Source organism: Bacteroides intestinalis (genome assembly GCF_003464595.1).
GTDB lineage: Bacteria > Bacteroidota > Bacteroidia > Bacteroidales > Bacteroidaceae > Bacteroides > Bacteroides intestinalis_A.
Genome location: NZ_QRZF01000022.1, coordinates 75,111 through 98,395 on the forward strand (window position 1 = coordinate 75,111; position 23,285 = coordinate 98,395).

Genomic DNA, 23,285 nt, shown 5'->3' on the forward strand with positions numbered 1-23,285 from the left:
AATCCCACATACAGGCACAAAAAAAGAGAAGCAACTTACGTCACTCCTCTCACTATCTTCGTTCCCGAAACTAAATCAGGATTACATGGACAAAGATACGGAATCAAACAGCTAAAGTCAAGCTTTCCACCGTTTTTCTTCCCGTTTATTTCACCACTTTGTTCGTTGCCGGATCAGGGAAAATCACCGACGGCTTGAACGATTTGGCTTCTTCAAAATCCATCAAGGCATACGACATAATAATGATGATATCATCCGGCTGCACCTTACGGGCTGCCGCACCATTCAGACATATTTTGCCCGAACCACGTTCACCTTTAATAATATAGGTTTCAAAACGTTCGCCATTATTATTGTCGGCTATGTACACTTTTTCACCGGCAATCATATTGGCCGCATCCAGCAAGTCCTCGTCAATCGTAATGCTTCCCATATAATTGAGGTTAGCTTCTGTGACACGAGCGCAATGGATTTTCGACTTCAGCACTTCAATCATCATAAGGTCTGATCTCTCTTTTTAGGTTTATTACTCTTTATACTTAATGTTGTCAATCAGGCGAACCTCACCACAGAATACTGTAACGCAACCTACAGCATACGCCGTATCTTCCCAATTGGCTATTTTCTGCAACGTGTTGCCATCTACCAGTTCGAAGTATTCCAGACGCAAACCGGGAGCGGCTGCAATGGCATCTTCCACAAACTTCTGAGTCTCAGCAACTGTATGAGAAGCTGCAAAGGTACGACTTTCAAATAATGTTTGCGATATTTTTAAAGCATTTTTGCGTTCTTCGGCAGATAAACGCGCATTACGACTACTCAAAGCCAGCCCATCCTCTTCACGCATAATGGGACATCCCACAATTTCCAACGAATAATTCATCCGACGCACCATCTCACGAATGATAGCCAACTGCTGGAAATCTTTCTCTCCGAAGTAAGCGCGATCTGGCTTCACTGCATCAAACAGTTTGCTCACAATCTGGCAAACACCATTGAAGTGTCCCGGACGAAACGCACCTTCCATCACTGTATCCAACGGCGCATAGCTAAACTGGCGCGTATCCGGTTCGGGATACATCTCCGCAACCGAAGGAGCGAATACAAACGCAGCACCGCAAGCTTCCAACAAAGCACAATCGGCATCCAGCGTACGGGGATATTTCTCTAAATCGTTCTTGTCGTTAAACTGTGTCGGGTTTACAAAAACACTCACTACCGCAGCATTATTCTCTGCAACACAACGTTTCACCAATGACGCATGACCGGCATGCAGGGCACCCATTGTAGGCACCAATCCTACCTTTTTACCTTGGGCCCGTAAAGCCGAAAGTCCGGCCTGCAAGTCCTTGATAGTATGTACTATTTCCATTTTTATAGGTTATATAATAACTTAGTTGTTCGCAAAAGCGGTGCAAAATAAACTATTATTTAGCATATAAAGAAGAAATATCGCAAATTAATGCAAAAGTTCTGCTCGAACAGCACTCCTCTTTAAGACAATGCATCACTGATTAGCAAGCAGTTAACAATTCATAAGGAATTATAGAGTCGCCTTATTTGCTCAAGTGCCCGATTTTTTTTATATCTTTGCAGAATAATTGAGAACATTGTTATTATGACAAAGGCGAATAAGGTTTTATTTATTACCCAAGAGATTACTCCTTACGTACCAGAATCCGAAATGTCCCTTGTAGGCAGAAACCTACCTCAAGCAATCCAGGAAAAAGGCAGAGAAATTAGAACATTCATGCCTAAATGGGGGAATATCAATGAGCGCAGAAACCAATTGCACGAAGTGATACGCCTCTCCGGTATGAATCTGATTATTGACGATACCGACCACCCCCTTATTATTAAAGTTGCTTCCATTCAATCTGCCCGCATGCAGGTATATTTCATCGACAACGATGATTATTTCCAGAATCGCTTGCAGGCTGCTGATGAGAATGGCGTGGAATATGCAGATAATGACAGCCGTGCTATATTCTATGCACGCGGTGTACTGGAGACGGTAAAGAAGTTACGCTGGTGCCCGGATATCATCCATTGTCATGGCTGGATGACTGCCTTAGCTCCTTTGTATATCAAGAAAGCATATAAGGACGAGCCTTCATTCCGTGACGCTAAAGTAGTATTCTCTGTTTTTGAGGATGACTTCAAAGAATCATTCAATGCTGATTTTATAAACAGATTGGTATTGAAAGGCGTTACTAAAAAAGATATGGCTCATCTGAAAGCTCCCGTAGACTATGCTACGCTGTGTAAACTGGCCATTGATTATTCGGATGGTGTAATACAGCAAAGTGAAAATGTCAACGAAGAGGTAATGGAATATGCCCGCCAAGCAGGAAAACCAATTTTAGAATATCAAACTCCCGAAACATTTGCCGAGGCTTGTAATGAGTTCTACGACAAAGTGTGGGAAACAGAACAAAAATAAACAAGATAACAAAGAAAACTATGAAAGTTAAGTACTTAGGAGCATTGCTTTTAGCAGCAACCCTTACTTTCTTTGGTTGCGATGACAATACCGGAACGTTAGGAATAGGAATGTTACCCGGATCTGACGGTATTAGCGCACATACGACAACATTCGATGTGACTACACGTTCTGTGGTTGCTGATTCTGTATTTGCAAAAACCAGTACCGGATATGTAGGCCGTTTTACAGACCCTCAATTCGGATATTACGAAGCCAGCTTCCTGACGGAATTGAACTGTATAGATGACTTCAGTTTTCCTGAGAAGTATGATTTTGATAAGAAAACCGGTATTTTGACTGATGATACAGTAGCAGGCGTACGTTTAGTTGTTTTCTACTCTACATGGTTCGGTGACTCTCTGAATGCCTGCCGTATGAGTGCATATGAATTGGACAAAAAATTAGAGCGTAACCGTTATACCAATATCAAGCCGACAGATTATTATGACTGGCTGAATCCTACAAAGTCATTATTGGGTCGCAGAGCCTATACAGCTTATGATACAAGCGTAACGGATGAAGAAAGGAACGAAACCGATAGTAATGGTAACAAAACATACTATCCAAGTGTTATTTTCACACTCGACAAGGACAAATTTGGAAATGATTGGATTGATCTTTGCCAGAGTCATCCCGAATATTTCAAGAACTCCGATGCTTTCATCGAAAATGTATTCAAAGGTGTATATATAAAAAGCGATTATGGAGACGGAACCGTACTTTACGTAGACCGTGTAGACTTACAAATGAAATATCAGTATTATGTATTGAATGATACAACCAGAGTACCTTATAAACGTAAACAGGAAGGTTTCGAAGGTCAGGACTCTACTGCTTACAGATGGCAGACTGAATTTGCTTCTACAAAAGAAGTTATTCAAGCTAATCAATTCCTCAATTCTGATAAAATTGCAGAGCTTGCCAAGATAGAAGATTGGACATACATCAAATCTCCTGCCGGAATTTTCACAGAAGCGATTTTACCATATGACGAAATCTATGAAAAGTTATCTAATGATACGCTTAATGCCGTAAAACTGACTTTCACTAACTACAATGAAAAAAGTGATTATGAATTCAGTATGAGTGCTCCAAGTGAGGTTTTATTGTTACGTAAAGTAGATTTCAAGAGTTTCTTTGAAGAAAACAAGTTACCGGACAATGTCACTTCCTTTACGGTGGCACATAATAATGTAACAACTAACCAATATACATTTAATAATATTGCCCGTCTGGTTACAACCTGCATCAAAGGAAAGGATGCTGCAAAGAAAAAAGCAAAAGAAGAAGCTGGCAGTGCCTGGACTGATGAGAAGGATAAACAATGGGAAGAAGACTGGAAGACAGTATACCTGATCCCTGTTACAATCAGTTACGATACAAGTAACAACACTAAAACAATGACTGGTATCCAGAATGACTTGAGACCAGGATATGCCAAACTGAAAGGTGGCCCGGCTAAAGAAGGCGACAAGCTTAAGAACCCACTACAGCTAGAAGTAACTTATACCACATTTAATAAATAAACTTTTCCTAAGAAGTAAAGATATAAAAAAGCCTTCCGTTCAAATGAATGGAAGGCTTTTTTATTGATATACTCTAAAGTAGCAACTACTTAGTAACTTCTTTCTTAGTCACTTTCTTTGCAGCGGGTTTCTTTGCTGCCGGGGCTTTAGCTTTAGCAGTTGTTACTTTAGCAGCCTTTGCCGGAGCAGCTTTCCCTTTTTCCAATTTCGTCTGTAATTGCTCTAATTCTTTATGCAATTCATCAATTTCATCACCTTGGTTCTTAATAGTCGTCAACAAGGCATTCAGTTCCTCATTGTCTATATCCATTGGATAAAGCGACTCTACCCGTTTGATAAAATCACCCAAGACATTCATATAGTTGGTAAAAGCATCATACGGAGATTCATAAATACCCCTATTCAAGCCCACACCACTATTTTTCGTAGTCATAAAGCGGAAGTTATTACTTGCCTGCAAATAGTCCCAATCCTGCTTGATACGACGATCATCAGACAAATGGATACGTTCAGCAATGCTATATAGTTTATTGAAAGCCTCGCGTTGCATACTATTGCCCAACCAGCAACTGGTATCTCTTTCTTCATCTACCCAAGACATAGGATATGGCACATCCAGTTGGGATACCGATTTCAGTTTACTGATAATCTCTGTCGGTGTAGAGAATGTAATACCTTTATCTTTTGCACAAGCAGGCAACGCCTTCAGGAATTCCAAGATATTGGATGAAAGTGGCTGGGACATACCCAAAGCACTCAGTTCCATAAAGATATTGATAACCTGTTCTTCCTGCGGCAAGGCATCAATCCAGCCAATATATTTATCTGCAAACAACGGATACTCACTCCATTCCGAATTAGAAAAACGCAAACTTATGTCATCTGAAAGTTTAAAATCACGCAGCAACAATTTCAAGTTGGGGTTATGACTGCAATGATATACATAGTGCGGGCTCTTCCAGCCCAAAATATGTTTGGCACCTTCAGTCAACATACCTTTAAAGCCCATACTTGCTACCAGTCCCCCAATTTCATCAGAGTAAATCAAGCTGGAGTTACGGAATACCTTCGGTGACTTACCGAACATTTGCTTCATCTTAGCACACTGACGTTTTACTTCTTCCTTAAAACAGTCTTCGTTTGCCAAAGAAGAAAGCCCATGAGAATAAGGCTCGGCAAGGAATTCACAACATCCTGTGTCATTCAACTGATGTAGCAGATCGATGACAGCCGGTGCATGGATTTCCAACTGTTCCAAAGCCACACCGGAAATAGATAAAGCTACCTTAAATACACCTCCGGAGTTCTTTGCCATGTCAATGAGCGCACTCAATGCAGGAATATAGGAACGTTCGGCAACTTCGTTGATACTATATTCGTTGGCATAATCATCATAGTAATAATGATTCGTACCTATATCAAAGAAACGATAGCGTTTCAGGTGAATGATTTGATGAATCTCAAAATAAAGACAGATGGTTCTCATATCTATATTGTTTTATTGTTATCTATTATATTGTTTAATGACCTCTTCGTAGATGCGGCGCACTTTCAATCCCACATCTTCCCACTTAATGGCATCCACTTCCTTCTTACCTTCGTCACGCAAGTATTCATAAAGGGCAGGATAAGTACAGATAGCGTAGATAGCATCTGCCATAGCGTGGATATCCCAATAATCGGTCTTAATACATTTCTCTAAAATTTCGGCACAACCGGATTGTTTAGAGATAATGGTAGGTACACTACATTGCATAGCTTCCAAAGGAGAAATACCAAATGGTTCCGAAACAGAGGGCATGATGTACACATCACTCGCCTTCAGCATTTCATACACTTGACTTCCTTTCATGAAACCGGGGAAATGGAAGCGGTCGGCAATACCGCGTTCAGCTACCAAACGAATCATCTGGTTCATCATATCGCCATTTCCCGCCATTACGAAACGGATGTTACGAGTACGGTGCAATACCATTGCAGCAGCTTCTACGAAATACTCAGGTCCCTTTTGCATAGTGATACGACCTAAGAAAGTCACCACCTTTTCATTCGGCTTCTTCTGCGGTACAATATCCTGTATTTCCTGCGGAAGCGGAGAAACTGCATTATGCACGGTAGATACCTTGCGTGGATCCTGGAAATACTTATGAATAACCGTCTGACGAGTCAGTTCGCTCACACACATAATGTGATCGGCATGATCCATTCCATTCTTCTCAATGGCATACACAGTGGGATTCACATTACCACGGCTACGGTCGAAGTCGGTGGCATGCACATGGATTACCAACGGTTTGCCTGACACCTGTTTGGCATGAATACCTGCAGGATACGTCAACCAGTCGTGTGAGTGGATGATCTCAAACTCCTGTTGGCGTGCCACCACACCGGCCACAATAGAATAGTTATTGATCTCTTCGTGCAAGTTGGCCGGATAACGGCCGGAAAACTCGATACAACCGAGATCATTGGTATGCAAATAATTGAAATCGGCATAAATATGATCACGTAAATCATAATAGAGTTGGGGGTTCATATAAGAACCTACACGTCCCTGAACATAATCCCAGTTTACATCACGCCACACTACCGGAGTGCTATTCATGCCTATGATACGCAAGAAGCTCTGGTCTTCATCGCCCCACGGCTTTGGAATACAGAAAGTAATTTCCATATCTTCCTGCTGGGACATTCCCTTCGTCAGACCGTAGCTGGCAGTTCCCAAGCCACCTAAGATATGCGGGGGGAACTCCCATCCAAACATTAAAACTTTCATTTTCGTTCCTCCTCTTATAAATTATACTTAGACAACAATTTCAAGATGCGCAGTATTTCAGCCACGTTCATAGCAAAAGATACTGCACCACGACCTCTGAACGGTGGATTACCATCAAAGAGTTCGGGGAGCGAACCAATACAATGACTCGTCATCTCATCTTCAAAACCAATCAGATAACGCTCCACGAATGATACACCGCTCATCTTGTAAATACGCAGGTACGCCTCCATATAGAAACCCATAAGCCAAGGCCAGGCTGTACCCTGGTGATAAGCATAATCTCTCTGAATCTGAGGACCGACATAATTAGGATTGTATCCCCCACTCTTCGGACTGAGAGTACGCAGACCTTTCGGAGTAAGCAACTCTTTCGTCACAATATCAAGCACTTGTTTTTTCTGTGCCCGGTCCAGCGGAGAATAATCAAAGGCAACGGTAAATATCATATTTGGACGGACGCTCCAGTCCATCATAAATCCATCTACATAATCGAACAGATAACCGCTTTCATTACGGAATATTTCTACAAATGACTTCCCGGTTATTTCAGCCTGGGCATCCAATTCATCTGCCAGATGGACATTACCAACTTCACGAACCAGGTCGGCTATGAAGCGAAGTGCATTATACCACAAAGAGTTCACTTCCACAATGTATCCCGTACGTGGTGTTACCGGACGACCATTTACTGTAGAATTCATCCACGTAATGGCTTTCTCCGTTCCATTGGCATATAGCAGACCATTTTCATGCAGGAAAAGATTATCATGCTTACGGCTACGGATGTAATCCATGATATCCTCCAGCAAACTACCATATTTCTGGCGACATTGCTCACGAGAAGTTTCTTTGGCATATTGTTGCAAAGCCCATATAGCCCATAACAACACATCGGGATCTTCCATTTCGTAGATCTTATAGCTGGCAGGCTCTCCATTGATAAATTCCCGTATAGCCTTCTCAGCAGTCACCATAACATCTTCGAATTCATTCTGTTCATCTACTGCCAGCGTCAGTCCGGGCAAAGATATGAACAGGTCGCGGGCACGGCACTTGAACCAGGGATACCCGGCCAGCACATAGTGATCATTTCCCTGCTTGTTATGGAACTGATGTGCCGAATTCTGCAGACAGTGATAGAAACTGTCACGCGGCGTACGATCTTCCACCTCCGCTTCAAATGTCTGTTTCAATTTACGCGGGGAAATCTCAGAGATACCGGCAGAGAAAACAATACTCTCACCTTTCTTTATATCCACTTCGAAATATCCGGGAACATACAAGTCTTCATTAAAACTATATCCACGTTCCTGTTCTTTAGGATATTCGATGCCACGATACCAGTCCGGCTGGTAGTGAAACTCATTCTTCTTATTCAATTGCATGAAGAGCTCGGGATAACCGGGATACATACAAGTTTTTATACCATTCTCTATCTGTTGATAGTCACGATTTACCTGTGGATTTTCGTGCGTATACTCGCGCACACTACGAAATGCCAAAAAAGGGCGGAAACGAAGTGTGGTTGCCGAATGGGCATCTACCAAGGTATAACGAATTAAAATTCTGTTTTCGTGGTGTACAAAGATCTTTTCTTTGCGGAGAATAACTCCTCCTACACGGTAAGTTGTCGCCGGGATATGTTCGCAATCAAATTCGCGGATATACTTATGTCCATTCGGACTAAAGTGGTTTCCTTGATATTTATGCAACCCCAGGTTAAACTCCGCACCGTGCTGAATTACCGTTTCATCCAAAGAAGACAGCAGCACATGATTTTCATCGTCGAGATTGGGGACGGGAATCACCAATAGTCCGTGATATTTGCGTGTGTTACAATCTACAATCGTTGTACAATGATAGGCTCCTGATTTATTTGTCCGGAGTATCTCCCTTGGTAAAGATTCTTCCAGATTGATCATCAGAGTCTTGTCAAATCGTAAATAACTCATAGTTGTGCATTATTTAAAGGTTAATTGTTCAGGCATCATGCTCCATACCTCGCCTACTATGTTTACGGGTATGGTAGTGATGCCCAAAAATACAAATTAAAGACAATACGCAAAATAAAAAGTTCATTTATTTTCGTTTTTTACTTAAATATTCGTAGCATTGTACCAAAATAACAGAAACCTGTACGAAACATGAAGCATGATATCCGCCGGATAGCTCTGGCAGCGGTTATACCGTTATTCCTTATTTTTATTCTTTACTTGCTAAAGTTCCTTGAAGTCGGTATGGACTGGGATTTCAGGAGGTTAGGTGTATATCCTATGGAGCAAAGAGGAGTATTTGGTATCTTCGCACACCCGCTTGTACATGGCAGTTGGAAGCATTTACTGGCAAATACACTACCGCTACTCTTCCTGATGTGGTGCTTGTTCTACTTTTACCGGCATATTGCCTCTTATATATTTTTTGCCATCTGGATAGGATGCGGTGCACTCACCTTTCTTATAGGCAAGCCGGGATGGCACATCGGAGCCAGTGGAATCATCTATGGCCTTGCATTTTTTCTATTCTTCAGCGGCATTCTTCGAAAACACGTTCCGCTGATTGCTATCTCCTTATTAGTTACCTTTCTTTATGGTGGACTTATCTGGAATATGTTTCCATTCTTTGCAAAAGAAACCACTTCCTGGGAAGGACACCTGAGCGGAGCCATAGCTGGCACAATATGTGCCATTGCATTTATGGGATATGGCCCTCAACGACCGGACCCGTTTGCAAACGAAGACGATGAAGAAGAAACACTTGACGAGGAGTCAGGTGAAGAGGAGCAGGTAAAGGAAGAGGAGCAGATAGAGATCTGATTTCTTCTCACCACAGCAAGAAGATATTCTCACCGCATTGAGAAGAAATACTCATCGTATTGAGAATACATTCTCACCGAAACGAGAAAAGATTCTCAATGTAGTGAGAATAGTTGAGAAAAAGCTATCTTTATCAGGTTTTATGCAGCGCCTCTACCAGCAAAGTAATGTTCGCCATAAACAACCTTACCGAGATAGCCAATAGAATGATACCGAAAAACTTACGGATTATGTAAATACCGCCTTTACCCAGGAAGCGTTCTACACGCCCTGTCATGCTAACGACAAAATACACCCATATCATATTCAGCACCAAAGCAATGATAATATTAACACTGGCGTATTCCGCACGAAGAGAAAGTAATGTAGTGAAAGCACCTGCACCTGCCAGCAACGGGAAAACCAACGGCACTAAAGTAGCCTCCTTAATCGGTCCCTGATTCTTAAATATCTCTACATCCAGAATCATTTCCAGAGACATCAGGAAGATAACAAACGCACCTGCAACGGCAAACGATTCAATATCCACATGAAATAACTTTAACATCATATCTCCTGCATAGAAGAAGCCTATCAATAACGCAAAAGATATCAACGTGGCCTTCAATGCGTTCACTTCTTTACCTTTTTCCTTCAAATTGATAATGATAGGAATAGAACCAATGATATCGATAACTGCGAATAGTACGATAAATGCACTGATCATTTGTTGTAAGTTAAATGCTGCAAACATGTGTCCCTCCTTTTTTTTGCAAAGATAATCGATTTTTATGCATTTCACAAGATTTAATCACCTGAATGAATAGCACGTTTAAGAAATAATAAAAAAAACAAAAAGAGAGGCAAAGTGTTTACGGCAACTGGTGATTATGCTTACATTTGTTTTCAAACAAAGAAGTTGATAAAGATATGGAAACGATGTATGACACCCTGCTCCAATTGCCACTGTTTCAAGGACTCGCTCATGAGGACTTCACCAATATATTGGGAAAAGTAAAATTACATTTCACCAAGCACAAGGCTGGAGAAACATTAGTAAAAAAAGGAACAATATGTGGGCAATTGGTATTTATCCTGAACGGGGAAATCGCTTCATCTACCTCATCTACAGATAATTCTTACACTTTTACGGAGTATTTTCAGGCGCCATACCTGATTGAACCGCAATCTTTGTTCGGTATGAATACGTCTTACGTATCTACTCATATAGCTCACACGGAAGTAAATACCGTAACCATCAGTAAAGCATTTGTGATGAACGATTTGTTCAGATACGAAATCTTCCGACTCAACTATATGAATATTATCAGTAACCGGGCACAAACCTGCTACAATCGTTTGTGGACGGAAGTTCCGGAAAGACTTGAAGCACGTATCACCGATTTTATACTCTCACACATTGAACGTCCCTCGGGAGAAAAGATACTGAAAATAAAGATGGAGGAACTTGCCAATGCTATTAATGACACACGCCTGAGTGTATCGAAAGCATTGAATGGCATGCAGGAAAATGGTTTACTGGAGCTACACCGAGGCGAAATAGTGATTCCGGACTTAGAAAGATTGATCCCCTAAAAGCCTTTTTTATAAGTATCAGAACATAAATTACGCGAATCATACAGATATTTTCTTTGATTCTTTAAAGAAATCAGTTCTGTATCATTCGCGTAATTCTTATTCTAAAGCTTTCTTTAGTTACCGTCCGGCTTTTCCACTTCCGTAAACGGAATGTCATTCCATTTAAAAGAGTCGCGATTATCCGGCTGTGACGGGTTATATCCCTGGTAATCTGCTCTCAGGAACTTCACAACAGGCAATCCGGCTTTCTTCATACCTTCAATTACACATTTAGCAATCTGATAGGCTCCATACGGATTAAAATGGGTATTATCCGCCAATGGTCTATCCTGTCCGGGATAAGTATTTGCCGGATAGTGCACAAAAGCATGTTTAGACTCCTCTACTCCCATAGCCTCATACAAGACACGTGTCATAGCATGCAGGTCTATTAAAGGTATATTTTCCTTTTCTGCCAACCAGCGTACTGCATCGGGAAAATCCAGATGAGTGTTTTCTATCTTACCATTTTCATCAAAGCGACGTCTTTGGGTAGGAGTTACCAATACAGGTTGAGCACCACGGGCACGAGCTTCATCTACAAACGTTTTCAGGCTTGTCATAAAAGAGTAAAAAGCACCTTTACCAGGACCTTTCTGCTTCTGGTCGTTATGACCGAACTCCATAAAGATATAATCGCCCGGTTTCATTTGCGTCAGAGCTTTCTTTAAGCGACCGGCACCAATGAAAGTATTGGCGGATTCGCCAGACTCAGCATAATTTGCAAAGCAAATGCTATCTGTAAAAAAGCGAGGCACCATCTGCCCCCAGCTGGCCCAGGGTTCATTGTCCTGATCGACTACAGTAGAGTTACCACATAAGAAGATCGTAGGAACATTTTCCACACGCTCAATAATCAGTTCTGTTAACTGGGGAGCATCTCCGTTGAATTCTAAAGTCAGCTTATCGTCCCAGTTCAGTTTGCTACGTTCACGCGGCTTGATGCGTACATCTTCTTTGTCGGAGATATGTATATCACGCTTATTTATAGTGAAGGAACAGGGCAGTAATTCCCCTTTTTTCGTTTTCACGTTCTCATAAAAGAGACGGCGTGATTCTCCACGAAGTGTTGTTTCTCCAGCATTGCGTTTGCTGCCGACAATAGCCGTAACATGATAATTCCCATCCGGTACGGCTACAGAAAAGAAGAAAGGAGCCTTACTCTTTCCGTCAGGAGAAGGGCATAGGTCATATCCATAGCCTTTTGCCTGATCATACCGGTCGGCAGATGTAATCTTAATATATCCGTCCTTCACTTTTTTACCGGAAGTAAAGTCGAACTTATAACTTTGTGCTCCCGCACCGGAAGCAAACAAGAATCCTAAAATTAACAATGTAAAAATCCGTCTCATATCTCTTTCATTTTATGTTAGTTACTCAATTTATTATGCAAAGAAAAAGAAAAGGAACGACTTCACAGTCCCTCCTTCCCCCTAATTGACTTTTTAATCAATTATACTATAATCTATGAAATCTGTTACTAATTAATTTAATTTATACACTTCGGTTCCTGCCAACAGGAAGCAGCCGATACCATAATCCTCAAAATCAGGTATCTTATCATAAGTCACCGGCTGACCGTCTTTAGGTTCCTTTCCTGTTCCCTGTACATAGCCCAAACAACCGTTTGGATGAACAGCATCCTGTACCATTGCATTCCAGGCTTTCAACAATACGGGGAGGTATTCTTTCTTATCCAACAACCCATTGCGCACGCCCCAGGCCATTCCATAAACAAATAAAGCCGTACCACTCGTTTCTTTACCGCCAAAGTTTGTTTCATCATGCAAGCTCGCATTCCAGAAACCATCTTTACGCTGGCATTTCTTGATTGCCTTACTCATAGTCAGGAAGTCATTGATATAATCTGCACGATGCAGCTCATTTGCGGGTAATTCTTCCAACACCCGCACCAATGCGGCATACGCCCAACCATTGCCACGGCTCCAATAGCAATCTTCTCCATTCGGTTCTTTATAGGGCGGAACAAAGTCATGATCTCTCCACCACAGTCCGTCTTTAGGATTGAACAGACCATTCTTGGCATACTCGTTGCGGGTATAGCTATATAATTCCCACATCTTATCAGTATATTTCAGCTCTCCTGTCAACTTGCCCAGTTTGGCATAAATAGGCATTGCCATTTGTATGGCATCTACCCACCACCAATCGTTTACTTGCGGAGTATTAACCACCATATCAATATTAATCTTGATATTCTTAATCATCTCCGGATTGGGGCAAATATTATACAAGTCGATATAAACCTGTCCGCAACACTGGTCATCGGCATTACGGGTAACATTCCCGTTGCGCATTCCCCACTTATGATAATCAGCCCACTGATAGGCATAATTATAATAATCTTCCCGTGGAAAAATGGAATGCAGCGCCATCAATCCCTCATAATATACTCCCCGCGTCCAGATATTGCTGGGACGAATAATACCATTATAAGACGGCGTACGATAATCTGCATACTTCTTCATGAAGTAATCATTCACTTTTACCAAAGTTTTAAGTGTCTCTTTCCTGTCGGGTAATCCTTGTGCACTGACACTCCCGCAAATGAGACTCATAAAGAGGAAAACTCCTATCAATTTCTTTTTCATGATGTGGTTATTACTCATTAATACTGTTCTATATCTTAATCTACCTATTGTTTCACACTAATTATTGTACTCTTCACCATCCACGGTTATACTCCGGTACACCACTCTTTCGGCATCATCCGTCGCAAACAAAGGACGTCCATCCGGCTGTTTATAATGGAAATGTACATTATCCAGTGTCACTCCCTGTGCATGACGGATATAAAAACCTTTTGCCGGAATAGTACCAAACATCCATGGTTCCGGATAAGTCTTTTCATTCTCAGGCGGAATACGCTTGCCATCTTCTGCCGTATAGCCTCCCTGATGATAAATATGGATATTGCTGAAAGTCACATCCTCGATCCATGCTCCCGGCACCCCACTGATAATGGAAGAGTAACGTGAATCGGCATTGAATACATTGACATTACTGATAAGAATACGCTTCATTGAACCTAGCGGAGTTCCTTCGGGGCTACGCATACGTTTGCCAAGGCGCAAGAAGAAAGGAGCATTCACTATATCCCGCATTGTGATATTGCTGATAACAATATCTTCCAACTGACCGCCATCCACCGTTTCAAGTGCAAGACCGCGGCAACGCTCAAAGATACAGTTCGTAATAGCAATGTTTTTGAAGCCGCCACTGGATTCAGTGCCCAACTTTATACGTCCCGTTACATAGCCGTGATCGGGCGCCTGCGGTTCATCGCACTGCCATGTGGCATCCAGCATCGTTCCACGGTCGTAACCGGTAACATAGCAATCGGAAATCGTCACATTCTCCGTGTCCCTGAAACTTCCGAGGGCATAGGATGCCTTCAATACAATCGCATCATCCCACGGACTGTTGACACTACATCCCATTATACGGACATTCTTACAGCAATCTATATCGAATCCGTCACGGTTGGTATCCACTTTCAGGTTAATAATGCTCAGATTATCCACTCCGGTAGCCAACAAAGCAAAATGCCCGCAACGCAACATGGAGAAATCTTTCAGTGTGATATTTTTGCAAAGTTTCAAGCTGATAGCCTTATTTCCCACTCCCGGCAAACGGCTTTCTTCACGAGTCAACCCACGACCATAGATCAGTCCGGGGCCGCTAATAGTCACATCTTCGATGCCGATTCCCCAGATCAGGGAGTTTTTCCAATGGCTATGACCAAAGTCCTGATAACGGTTATGTTCGTTCGGCTCAGCCTCATCATATCCACCCTCCGGAGTAGGCGATGCCGCTATGATGCGTGCACCTTGTTCCAGATAAAGATGAACATGGCTGGCAAGCCGTATAGAATAGCAGACATATTCTCCGGCAGGGATATATACGGTTCCACCACCTTCACCGGCAGCCGCAGAGATGGCACGATTAATGGCAGGCGAATCAATGGTCACCCCATCGGCCCTGGCTCCATAATCTTTCACATTATGGATGGACGCCTGCATCAGCAGCACCCAGCAACAAACCGATATGAACACAACCAAACGTTTCATCTCTTATTTTCTTTTAGAAATAATTCCGGTAACATAAAGTAATTATAATCCGCCTTGGCGTTCTGTTTATAGAAACAGAAGTAACAATTCTCTTGCGCAGTCCAGGAGTAGAAGCCGGAAAGCACAGGAGCATCTGTTTTCTTTCCCGAATGATACAATTCAAGTGGAGTTTTCTGCTGATGGGCATCCGACAAGCGAAGTTCAGAACCAATAGGCATGATTCCCGAAGTAACCCGCAAACCCATGCTTTCGCCATAATATACAGTGACAGCGTTCTCTTCATCACTGAACACATTGTCCCGGCAAGCCCCGGGAGAGATTATATTTCCTTCTTTCGAAAGAGTTTCATCTTCATTGCAGGCTCCGAAAGCCCAACACAAAGATATATTTTGGGGTAAACGGGAGCCGGAAACCTCCATTACAAAACCCTTCGTATCTGCCAAAGGACATATTACCAACCTAACTTCACCCTTTTCTAACAATGCATCCTTTATGATATATATCCGGTCTCCCGTTTTCTTCAAACTACATTCATCCAACCAACGGCTTTCATCACCTGCTACTATTCCGAGCCGGAAAGTACCCGACCCTTTAGACAAACGAAAAGGAAGCACCTGTGCTTTCACTTCCATCAGCACAAGAACTAACAATAATAATATCGTGATGCTTCTCCTCATAGTATCCAGTATTCCGTTAATTAATTCATGCTGCGAAAATAGGCCATTTCACAGGTTCAATAAATGGAAACATGTACATTTACATGGAAATTCATCTAAAAGAGTCCTATTTTGCAGGAAATTGCACTATTTTCCATAGGCTCTTTTTCCTGAGTCACTTACCTTTGCGTACATATAAATCCAACAAGAAAAACATCCATGAAAAAGCAAATCTTCACCCTACTTTGTGCATGCCTGATGAGCGGAATGCTCTTTGCACAATCAACATGGTTCAATGACAAAGACCTCACCCTGACCGGTGTTTACTACTATCCCGAACATTGGGACGAAAGTCAATGGGAACGTGACTTCAAGCAGATGCATGACTTAGGTTTTGAGTTCACCCACTTTGCCGAGTTTGCCTGGGCGCAACTGGAACCAGAAGAAGGCAAATATGACTTCGCCTGGCTGGACAAGGCAATCGCTTTGGCAGACAAGTACAAACTAAAAGTAGTGATGTGTACTTCTACCGCTACCCCACCCGTGTGGTTAAGTCGTAAATATCCTGAAATCCTGATTAAGTATGAAGATGGTACAGTCCTCGACCACGGTGCCCGTCAACATGCATCATTCGCCTCTCCACGGTATCGGGAGCTTGCCTACAAGATGATAGAAAAGTTGGCACAACATTACGGCAATGATCCACGCATCATAGGCTGGCAACTTGATAACGAGCCTGCCGTACAGTTCGATTATAATGAGGCGGCAGAAGTAGCATTCCGCAACTTCCTGAAAAACAAGTATCACAATACTATCAAAGAACTGAATGATGCCTGGGGCACTGCTTTCTGGAGTGAAGTTTATTCGACCTTTGACGAAATCACCCTCCCCAAGACTGCCCAGATGTTTATGAACCATCATCAAATACTGGATTACCGACGCTTTGCCGCCGGACAAACCAATGACTTCCTGAACGAGCAATGCCTGCTGATTAAGAAGTATGCCCGCAACCAATGGATTACCACCAATTATATCCCCAACTATGATGAAGGCCATATCGGTGGAAGTCCCGACCTGGATTTCGTAAGCTATACCCGCTACATGGTTTATGGCGATAACGAAGGCATCGGACGTCGCGGATACCGGGTAGGAAATCCGTTACGCATTGCCTTTGCCAACGATTTCTTCCGCCCCGTGCAAGGAACTTACGGAGTAATGGAACTGCAACCGGGACAAGTAAATTGGGGAGGTATTAATCCACAACCACTTCCCGGCGCTGTCCGCCTGTGGCTCTGGAGTGTATTTGCAGGAGGAAGCGACTTTATTTGTACGTACCGTTACCGCCAGCCGCTTTACGGAACAGAGCAGTATCATTACGGAATTGCCAACACAGACGGCACTACCATTACCCCCGGAGGACATGAGTTCGAACAATTCATCAAAGAAGTGAAACAACTGCGTATACAGGCAAAAGCACGTGATATGAAACCCGCCGATTACCAAGCACGTCGCACCGCCATACTTTTCAATCACGAAAATGCATGGAGCATCGAACGCCAGAAGCAGAACCGTACCTGGAATACGATGGCACACATTGACAAGTATTACCGTACGTTAAAAAGCTTTGGAGCTCCGGTCGATATCATTAATGAAAGCAAAGACCTGTCACAGTATCCGGTAGTCATTGCTCCTGCCTATCAGATGGCAGACAAAGCATTGGTAGACCGTTGGACTGAATACGTAAAGAATGGCGGTAATCTGGTATTAACCTGCCGTACTGCACAGAAAGACCGTTACGGCCGTCTGCCCGAAGCACCTTTCGGTTCACTGATCTATGATTTGACAGGAAATGAAATGGAGTTTTACGACCTTCTGCTCCCCGAAGAACCGGGAAAGTTTGTGATGGATGGTAAAGAATACCACTGGAACACCTGGGGAGAGATACTGAAACCGGGTAAGGATTGCCAGACCTGGGGAAAGTATATCGAAGAATTTTATGAAGGAAAACCGGCCATTACTACCCGCAAACTTGGTAAAGGTACTATCACTTATGTAGGAATCGACAGCACGGACGGAACCTTAGAAAGAGATGTACTCAAAAAGCTCTATGCAAAACTGAATATATCTGTAATGGATCTGCCGTATGGAGTAACGATGGAATATCGCAACGGCTTGGGAATAGTTCTCAATTATGGCGACAAGCCCTATCGCTTCAATCTTCCTGAAGGAGCCAAAGCTTTGATAGGAACAACAGATATTCCGACAGCAGGAGTACTGGTATTTGCAACAAAGCAATAGTTTAGAGCCGCACATCTATTTATACACAATAAGTATCATGAGAAAGAAACTATTATTTATCATCTTCTGCCTGTCCGCCCTCACGGGATTCGCACAGACAACAAACACTCACCCGCAAGCGGATGATCTGAAAGGAAAACGTATCGGAGTCATTGGTGACAGCTATGTGAAGAACCACAAAGAACCTGTTGAAAATACCTGGCACTACGCTTTTGCTCAAAAACATGGCATGGAATACTTCAATTATGGCAGGAATGGGAATAGTATTGCTTATTCCAGCCCGCGCTGGGGCGAAGCCATGTACATAAGATATAAAGAGATGGCAGACAACCTCGACTATGTTATCGTAATCGGGGGGCACAACGATGCTTTCAAACTCGATTCCATCGGAGGAATAGATAATTTCAAGTCTAAACTGGAAATACTCTGCAAAGGACTCGTAGAGAAATATCCCACAGCCAAAATATTCTTCTTTACCCGATGGAACTGTAAGGACTTCAAGGGAAGTGACTCCGAGAAAGTGATAGACGCCATGGTGGAAGTCTGCGGTAATTACAGCATTCCCATCTTTGATTGCGCCAGGAAGGGAGGCATCTATGCCGACAATGATGCTTTCAGGAAAATATATTTCCAGGGAGAGAAGGACACGGCACATCTGAATGCAAAAGGCCATGCCCGCTTCCTGAAAGTAGCGGAAAACTTTATATTACAGTATTAAGGTGAACGGTGTATTTTATTTCACCACAAATTCACCTTGTATTTTAACCGCTTCACCCTTATCCGTGATTCCCTGCAAAGTCACCACATAAGTTCCTTTCATATCCGATGTATAGAAACTAACGGCATCCGTCGTAAGAGTTATATCCGGATTCCAATAAAGTGTATGACGGAAATCAGGAATACGGGATGTTAGTTGTTCTTCCGAATCATATGCCGGAGTCATAAAAACAGGCCGGTTCTGAGGAAACTCATAAGTAAACAACTGGGAATTCTCATCCAGACGCAGTCCGGGGAGAGTTCCCTTATGTGTAATCAATGAAACGATTCCTTCATACAGCTTACCACCAAATGTATACCTGCCACTATATTGGTGGATATAATGCAGTAAGCGCGCATTGTAATCCAATACAGTTTCATGGTTTTCAATGGGCACTCCATCTATCAACACTAATGCTTTTAAACTACTGAATCGTTTAATATCTTCCTGCAATATTCTGATAATTGTTTCACCTTCTACTTTACTTACGCGTACTCCCATCACAAATTCTATAAAGGCCTCACGTACTGTATTGAAACGAACGTACTCATCCAGATTATAGCTGATCGAAGGAGAAAAATTATGTAACTGTTCCAATATACTCTGATTCTGAGTGGAATCTACCGGCAGAATAGCATGCAACTGCGCTCCGATACTACGTTCTATCAGTGCTTCTTCGTCGTATGCCAAACGTAATCCAGGAAGACTTTCGGGTAATAATCCGGCAAAAGGAGAGACTACTTCCAATCTGCCCGGACGTCCTCTTTCCGGCAAAGCCGTCAACACGACATCCTGCATATTCGTGATTCCGGAAGTATAAAAAGCATAAGTACCATCGGGCTGTAATTGCCCATCGAAGATCCGTATGTCCTTACCTACACATGATAACCGTGCATCCACTGAATCGGCAGGCGCTCCTATTAGCTTTCCGGTCACTATATGTCCTTCACATTCGGCAATAAGATGAGCAGATGAACCGGTATTCGTTTTTTGCAAACTCCCCAGAGATGGGAAAAGTGGTAATGTGCAGTCTTTCCTCACCACAGATAAAGTCAGATCCCGCATATTATCGGGTAATCCCGACAGCTTCAATGTTACCTTACTACGATTACCATATACAGATTTTTCTGTTAATGAACGTAACGAAGAAGCCGGCAGATTTTCGGAGATCCGTAAAATAGAATCTGTTAATAACTCTACATCATCTTCCTCCGTAGCCTGATTAGTATTCAGTACGGCAATGTATTTTCCGGGGAAACAATCTGCCGACCGATTTCTCATGTAGCGAGTATATGCCATAAGCTGATAAGTGCCCGAATGCATGGTCTGAGGAAATTTGATACGTCCCCATCCCACCCCATTCTTCAAGGCTATTTTTCCTTGTGCATACGCCTGATGCGTATCACTGATTTCGACATAAGCCACCTTGCTTATCTGACTTTCACGATACAGGGAATCGGTTACACACACCTTTATCCACATGTCTTCACCTGCCAGATAATTGTCTTTATCTGTATATATTCGCATATGTTCAGTAGTCTGAGCCTGCAAGGTCAACACTGAAACTAAACAAACGATGATAGATATAATTTTTCTCATAATACTCTGGTATTAATAATCCCTGTCCGGTAACGGCCAGAAAGAAGGTTTATTGAGAGTTGCACCTAAATCGCGAATATCCGTACACCCTTTTTTAGCCCACTCATAACCTAACATATCCAAATAAGCAATGCGATATCCTTCCATATACAAATCACGGTTACTTTTACCTTCCGTATCTTCCAAAAGATTACAGTCGTACGTATTGTCATACTGTACCTCACTGTTCGAAATGTAAAGGCGGTACTCGCTTACATTCATATTGACTCCCACATAGCCTATTGCCTGCTTATCCGGATTACTACAAGTAATATTGGTAGGCAGTTCCGACGGTTGCGGAGTAAACAGTCCTCCCATATCTTCACTCAATTTCGCTTTGTTCTCATAATATTCAAACTCTCCTTTCGATAAGGCTCTTTGCTTCATCAATGTACTATAATAATACGAAACCCTGAGATTGTTGGAAGCAATGAAATAGATTTTCTTGTCCTTTATCAAATTAGTTACATTCGATTCTGTAGAACCCACAAGTGTTTTGTTCGATTCTGCATGGGTCCAGCCTCGTGCAAAGGGAGCCTTTTCATAAGTCGTCACATCATCTGTCACCGGATCATAGAACCATTGGACATAAAATGCCGTCCTCACCTCCCAGTCTTCCTCATAAGACCAAAGATAATAAGCAGGTTCATTACCCTTTGCTGCCTGTGTGGAAAGGTAGATGTAGATATTCCCGTAGTCTTCCGGCTGATTAAAAGTAACACTCTCTATGGCCGCAGTCTCTATCGGATGCTGAAGTTCAGAGGTATATGTATCCCCCTCGTACACAATCTCCGCTCCATAACGTATTTGTTGATTCAAAGGACCTATCTGTACCTGATAGCGTCCGTTACCCATGGATACCCCCTTTATACGCGAACCATCATCTCCCACAACACTGACATCAGCTACTATCTGGTTATAATCCCCGGGGATACTTTCTTCGTTTAGAGAAAAGGTACGACTCAGTGAAAATACGACAGTACTATCTGATATGATATTTCCTTCCACCACCAGTAGCCCTACACTACCATCCGGAAGTTTTGCATCAAACTTATCAATGCAATTACTTAAAGTGATCCATAGCAAACTTGCCAGGACTAATATATTCGTTCTTCTCTTCATACCTCTTTAGAATTTAATGTTATAAGTGACAAAAGGAATAGGTGCTCCGAAAATAGACATTTTGTATCCTTGTATCTTACCCTTTTCGGACACATAATAAATGGAGTAGACATTCTTCCTTCCGGTCAGGTTGTAGATACCGAAAGAAATAGAGCTATGCGTCAATAAAGTCAAATGATGGCTTGGTTCCACATTGAAGGCAAGATCGAGGCGGAAATAATCGGGAACCCGGTAGCTATTGCGGTCCGTATAATAAACCTGCATCTTCTTCAGACCTTGATCATAATATTGTCCGGCAGGAATCGTAGTTGGACGTCCCGTACTGTAATCCATATTGAAAGACAGGCTGTAGCGACGGGTAAATTTATAGTTTCCTACCAGTTTGAAGTCATGTGGCTTGTCATATTCCGTCGGATACCATTCGCCATTATTCACAGGACGTGCAATGCGCGGATCATTCTGGCGCAGGAAAGTACGGGAATATGTATAGCTTGCCCATCCGTTCAACTTACCGGATGGCTTCTTTACCTGGAACTCAACACCATAAGCATACCCTTCTGTGTTAATCACATCTGTTTCCAAATGATGGTTCATCACCAACTTTGCTGAACTGCGATAGTCCAGATAATCATTCAGTTTCTTGTAGTACCCCTCTACCGATAGCTCTAACATCTGACCGGGCGTGTTGTAATATGCTCCGGCAGCCAACTGCCAGCCATTCTGAGGTTTTATGTTCGTATCACTCAGCTTCCAGGTATCTGTAGGCGACATAATGGTGGTATTCGACACTTTATGAATATACTGCCGCATTGTATTAAAGCCTGCCTTGACAGAGAAATCATCATTGAAAGCATACCGGGCAGACAATCTGAATTCCGGTCCCTGGTAAGTCTTAACCACTTTTCCGTTACCAACCGATATTGAGTCAACGACAGTAGTGGAAGAAGGCAGCATACCATCCTGATAAGTACGGTAAGTACGCGGCCCCATCAGGTTGAACATGGAATAACGGATACCTGCATTTACAGATAACTTAGAAGTTACCTCCCACTGGTCTCCGATGTAAATAGCACTTTCCAATGCTTTATCCTTTTGAAGCTGATCGAGCCTAACCAACGAGTTCTCATGCAACGGCTCGTAAGTTCCCGAATTTATATTGTAGAACTGGCTCATAAGGCCGAAATTCAACGTATGGTTATCGTCTATTTTGTAGCTGAAATCCGCTTTCCCAAACCACTGATTAATGGCAAACGACAACCGTGCAGCCGCTGTTTCTTCCACAGTTTCATCATTCCGGTAATCATAATGGTCATAACCGAAAGAGAAATTTCCCGTTAGCTTCTCTGAGAATATACTTCTCCAGTTGGCAGAGAAGTTCATATTGTTATAGGCATACTTCTGATTATCGTTAAAAGCAAAACGGTCGTGGCTGTAATAACCATATATATTTAATTTAACTGATTATCCGTTTATGCACCTGTTATATTCGCAATTACTAGTCTG

At 42.5% G+C, this 23,285-nt stretch carries 18 protein-coding genes and 1 pseudogene; 6 read left to right on the forward strand and 13 right to left on the reverse strand.

Features of this window, described 5'->3' with window-relative positions:
* Window positions 1-145: 145 nt before the first annotated feature.
* Both panD and panC read right to left on the reverse strand, forming a co-directional pair.
* Window positions 146-499 (reverse strand): aspartate 1-decarboxylase, encoded by a 354-nt coding sequence (gene panD, locus DWW10_RS22005; RefSeq protein WP_007212709.1) that lies wholly within the window; start codon window positions 497-499, stop codon window positions 146-148.
* A 27-nt stretch (window positions 500-526) separates the two neighbouring features.
* Window positions 527-1,372, reverse strand: a complete 846-nt coding sequence (gene panC / locus DWW10_RS22010) for a pantoate--beta-alanine ligase (RefSeq protein WP_022392379.1) — start codon at window positions 1,370-1,372, stop codon at window positions 527-529.
* Between the two features lie 246 nt (window positions 1,373-1,618).
* On the opposite strand from panC, the gene DWW10_RS22015 reads away from it, so the two are divergent.
* Together DWW10_RS22015 and bamH are read left to right on the forward strand one after the other, a co-directional pair.
* Window positions 1,619-2,443 carry a glycogen/starch synthase gene (locus DWW10_RS22015; protein WP_022392378.1) on the forward strand — a complete coding sequence of 275 codons (825 nt, stop codon included), beginning with the start codon at window positions 1,619-1,621 and terminating at the stop codon, window positions 2,441-2,443.
* A 20-nt stretch (window positions 2,444-2,463) separates the two neighbouring features.
* Entirely contained in the window at window positions 2,464-4,011 is a 1,548-nt protein-coding gene (bamH, locus tag DWW10_RS22020) for a BamH family beta-barrel-assembly machinery protein (RefSeq protein WP_022392377.1), read from the forward strand.
* 85 nt (window positions 4,012-4,096) lie between these two features.
* Here the strand turns inward: bamH and DWW10_RS22025 are convergent, their stop codons facing one another.
* The 3 genes from DWW10_RS22025 to DWW10_RS22035 are packed head-to-tail and all read right to left on the reverse strand — an operon-like array spanning window position 4,097 to window position 8,742.
* Window positions 4,097-5,497: a glycoside hydrolase family 57 protein gene (locus DWW10_RS22025; RefSeq protein ID WP_022392376.1), complete on the reverse strand. Its 1,401-nt coding sequence runs from the start codon at window positions 5,495-5,497 to the stop codon at window positions 4,097-4,099.
* An 18-nt stretch (window positions 5,498-5,515) separates the two neighbouring features.
* Window positions 5,516-6,787, reverse strand: coding sequence for a glycosyltransferase (locus DWW10_RS22030; protein ID WP_022392375.1), 1,272 nt, complete (start codon window positions 6,785-6,787; stop codon window positions 5,516-5,518).
* Between the two features lie 14 nt (window positions 6,788-6,801).
* A complete protein-coding gene (locus DWW10_RS22035) occupies window positions 6,802-8,742 on the reverse strand; it encodes a glycogen debranching enzyme N-terminal domain-containing protein (RefSeq protein ID WP_118421085.1) in 1,941 nt (646 codons plus the stop codon).
* Between the two features lie 192 nt (window positions 8,743-8,934).
* Between DWW10_RS22035 and DWW10_RS22040 the strand changes: the two genes are divergently transcribed.
* Window positions 8,935-9,603 carry a rhomboid family intramembrane serine protease gene (locus DWW10_RS22040; RefSeq protein ID WP_118421086.1) on the forward strand — a complete coding sequence of 223 codons (669 nt, stop codon included), beginning with the start codon at window positions 8,935-8,937 and terminating at the stop codon, window positions 9,601-9,603.
* A gap of 133 nt (window positions 9,604-9,736) precedes the next feature.
* On the opposite strand, the gene DWW10_RS22045 is transcribed toward DWW10_RS22040, so the two are convergent.
* On the reverse strand, window positions 9,737-10,336 hold the full coding sequence (locus DWW10_RS22045) for a MarC family protein (protein ID WP_007215438.1): 600 nt from the start codon (window positions 10,334-10,336) through the stop codon (window positions 9,737-9,739).
* A 176-nt stretch (window positions 10,337-10,512) separates the two neighbouring features.
* Here DWW10_RS22045 and DWW10_RS22050 point away from each other — a divergent pair, with 176 nt between their 5' ends.
* On the forward strand, window positions 10,513-11,178 hold the full coding sequence (locus tag DWW10_RS22050) for a Crp/Fnr family transcriptional regulator (RefSeq protein ID WP_118421165.1): 666 nt from the start codon (window positions 10,513-10,515) through the stop codon (window positions 11,176-11,178).
* A 116-nt stretch (window positions 11,179-11,294) separates the two neighbouring features.
* Here DWW10_RS22050 and DWW10_RS22055 read toward each other — a convergent pair whose 3' ends face one another.
* From DWW10_RS22055 to DWW10_RS22070, 4 genes are all read right to left on the reverse strand, one after another.
* Window positions 11,295-12,572 (reverse strand): rhamnogalacturonan acetylesterase, encoded by a 1,278-nt coding sequence (locus DWW10_RS22055; protein ID WP_118421087.1) that lies wholly within the window; start codon window positions 12,570-12,572, stop codon window positions 11,295-11,297.
* Between the two features lie 132 nt (window positions 12,573-12,704).
* Window positions 12,705-13,832, reverse strand: coding sequence for a glycoside hydrolase family 88/105 protein (locus tag DWW10_RS22060; protein WP_118421166.1), 1,128 nt, complete (start codon window positions 13,830-13,832; stop codon window positions 12,705-12,707).
* Window positions 13,833-13,889: 57 nt separating this feature from the next.
* On the reverse strand, window positions 13,890-15,311 hold the full coding sequence (locus DWW10_RS22065) for a rhamnogalacturonidase (protein WP_022391344.1): 1,422 nt from the start codon (window positions 15,309-15,311) through the stop codon (window positions 13,890-13,892).
* Window positions 15,308-15,988 (reverse strand): DUF4450 domain-containing protein, encoded by a 681-nt coding sequence (locus DWW10_RS22070; RefSeq protein WP_022391345.1) that lies wholly within the window; start codon window positions 15,986-15,988, stop codon window positions 15,308-15,310. Before DWW10_RS22070 ends, DWW10_RS22065 begins: the two co-directional genes overlap by 4 nt.
* Window positions 15,989-16,225: 237 nt before the next feature.
* On the opposite strand from DWW10_RS22070, the gene DWW10_RS22075 reads away from it, so the two are divergent.
* On the forward strand, window positions 16,226-18,265 hold the full coding sequence (locus tag DWW10_RS22075) for a beta-galactosidase (protein ID WP_409012384.1): 2,040 nt from the start codon (window positions 16,226-16,228) through the stop codon (window positions 18,263-18,265).
* A 37-nt stretch (window positions 18,266-18,302) separates the two neighbouring features.
* Complete coding sequence (locus tag DWW10_RS22080) at window positions 18,303-18,983, forward strand: SGNH/GDSL hydrolase family protein (protein ID WP_182021515.1); 681 nt, start codon at window positions 18,303-18,305, stop codon at window positions 18,981-18,983.
* 15 nt (window positions 18,984-18,998) lie between these two features.
* Here the strand turns inward: DWW10_RS22080 and DWW10_RS22085 are convergent, their stop codons facing one another.
* From DWW10_RS22085 to DWW10_RS22095, 3 genes and pseudogenes are all read right to left on the reverse strand, one after another.
* Window positions 18,999-20,621, reverse strand: coding sequence for a hypothetical protein (locus DWW10_RS22085; protein ID WP_118421088.1), 1,623 nt, complete (start codon window positions 20,619-20,621; stop codon window positions 18,999-19,001).
* 12 nt (window positions 20,622-20,633) lie between these two features.
* The gene (locus tag DWW10_RS22090) at window positions 20,634-21,782 is read right to left on the reverse strand and encodes a DUF4249 domain-containing protein (RefSeq protein WP_118421089.1); all 1,149 of its coding nucleotides are present in this window, start codon (window positions 21,780-21,782) and stop codon (window positions 20,634-20,636) included.
* Between the two features lie 6 nt (window positions 21,783-21,788).
* Window positions 21,789-23,234 (reverse strand): annotated as a pseudogene (locus tag DWW10_RS22095) (TonB-dependent receptor plug domain-containing protein); the annotation flags it as partial.
* Window positions 23,235-23,285 lie beyond the last annotated feature (51 nt).

What these genes read in the sequence shown, in the direction of transcription:
- panD (WP_007212709.1), bottom strand. Translation starts at nt 499, where the DNA reads ATGATGATTGAAGTGCTGAAGTCGAAAATCCATTGCGCTCGTGTCACA.
- panC (WP_022392379.1), bottom strand. Translation starts at nt 1,372, where the DNA reads ATGGAAATAGTACATACTATCAAGGACTTGCAGGCCGGACTTTCGGCT.
- DWW10_RS22015 (WP_022392378.1), top strand. Translation starts at nt 1,619, where the DNA reads ATGACAAAGGCGAATAAGGTTTTATTTATTACCCAAGAGATTACTCCT.
- bamH (WP_022392377.1), top strand. Translation starts at nt 2,464, where the DNA reads ATGAAAGTTAAGTACTTAGGAGCATTGCTTTTAGCAGCAACCCTTACT.
- DWW10_RS22025 (WP_022392376.1), bottom strand. Translation starts at nt 5,497, where the DNA reads ATGAGAACCATCTGTCTTTATTTTGAGATTCATCAAATCATTCACCTG.
- DWW10_RS22030 (WP_022392375.1), bottom strand. Translation starts at nt 6,787, where the DNA reads ATGAAAGTTTTAATGTTTGGATGGGAGTTCCCCCCGCATATCTTAGGT.
- DWW10_RS22035 (WP_118421085.1), bottom strand. Translation starts at nt 8,742, where the DNA reads ATGAGTTATTTACGATTTGACAAGACTCTGATGATCAATCTGGAAGAA.
- DWW10_RS22040 (WP_118421086.1), top strand. Translation starts at nt 8,935, where the DNA reads ATGAAGCATGATATCCGCCGGATAGCTCTGGCAGCGGTTATACCGTTA.
- DWW10_RS22045 (WP_007215438.1), bottom strand. Translation starts at nt 10,336, where the DNA reads ATGTTTGCAGCATTTAACTTACAACAAATGATCAGTGCATTTATCGTA.
- DWW10_RS22050 (WP_118421165.1), top strand. Translation starts at nt 10,513, where the DNA reads ATGGAAACGATGTATGACACCCTGCTCCAATTGCCACTGTTTCAAGGA.
- DWW10_RS22055 (WP_118421087.1), bottom strand. Translation starts at nt 12,572, where the DNA reads ATGAGACGGATTTTTACATTGTTAATTTTAGGATTCTTGTTTGCTTCC.
- DWW10_RS22060 (WP_118421166.1), bottom strand. Translation starts at nt 13,832, where the DNA reads ATGAAAAAGAAATTGATAGGAGTTTTCCTCTTTATGAGTCTCATTTGC.
- DWW10_RS22065 (WP_022391344.1), bottom strand. Translation starts at nt 15,311, where the DNA reads ATGAAACGTTTGGTTGTGTTCATATCGGTTTGTTGCTGGGTGCTGCTG.
- DWW10_RS22070 (WP_022391345.1), bottom strand. Translation starts at nt 15,988, where the DNA reads ATGAGGAGAAGCATCACGATATTATTATTGTTAGTTCTTGTGCTGATG.
- DWW10_RS22075 (WP_409012384.1), top strand. Translation starts at nt 16,226, where the DNA reads ATGAGCGGAATGCTCTTTGCACAATCAACATGGTTCAATGACAAAGAC.
- DWW10_RS22080 (WP_182021515.1), top strand. Translation starts at nt 18,303, where the DNA reads ATGAGAAAGAAACTATTATTTATCATCTTCTGCCTGTCCGCCCTCACG.
- DWW10_RS22085 (WP_118421088.1), bottom strand. Translation starts at nt 20,621, where the DNA reads ATGAGAAAAATTATATCTATCATCGTTTGTTTAGTTTCAGTGTTGACC.
- DWW10_RS22090 (WP_118421089.1), bottom strand. Translation starts at nt 21,782, where the DNA reads ATGAAGAGAAGAACGAATATATTAGTCCTGGCAAGTTTGCTATGGATC.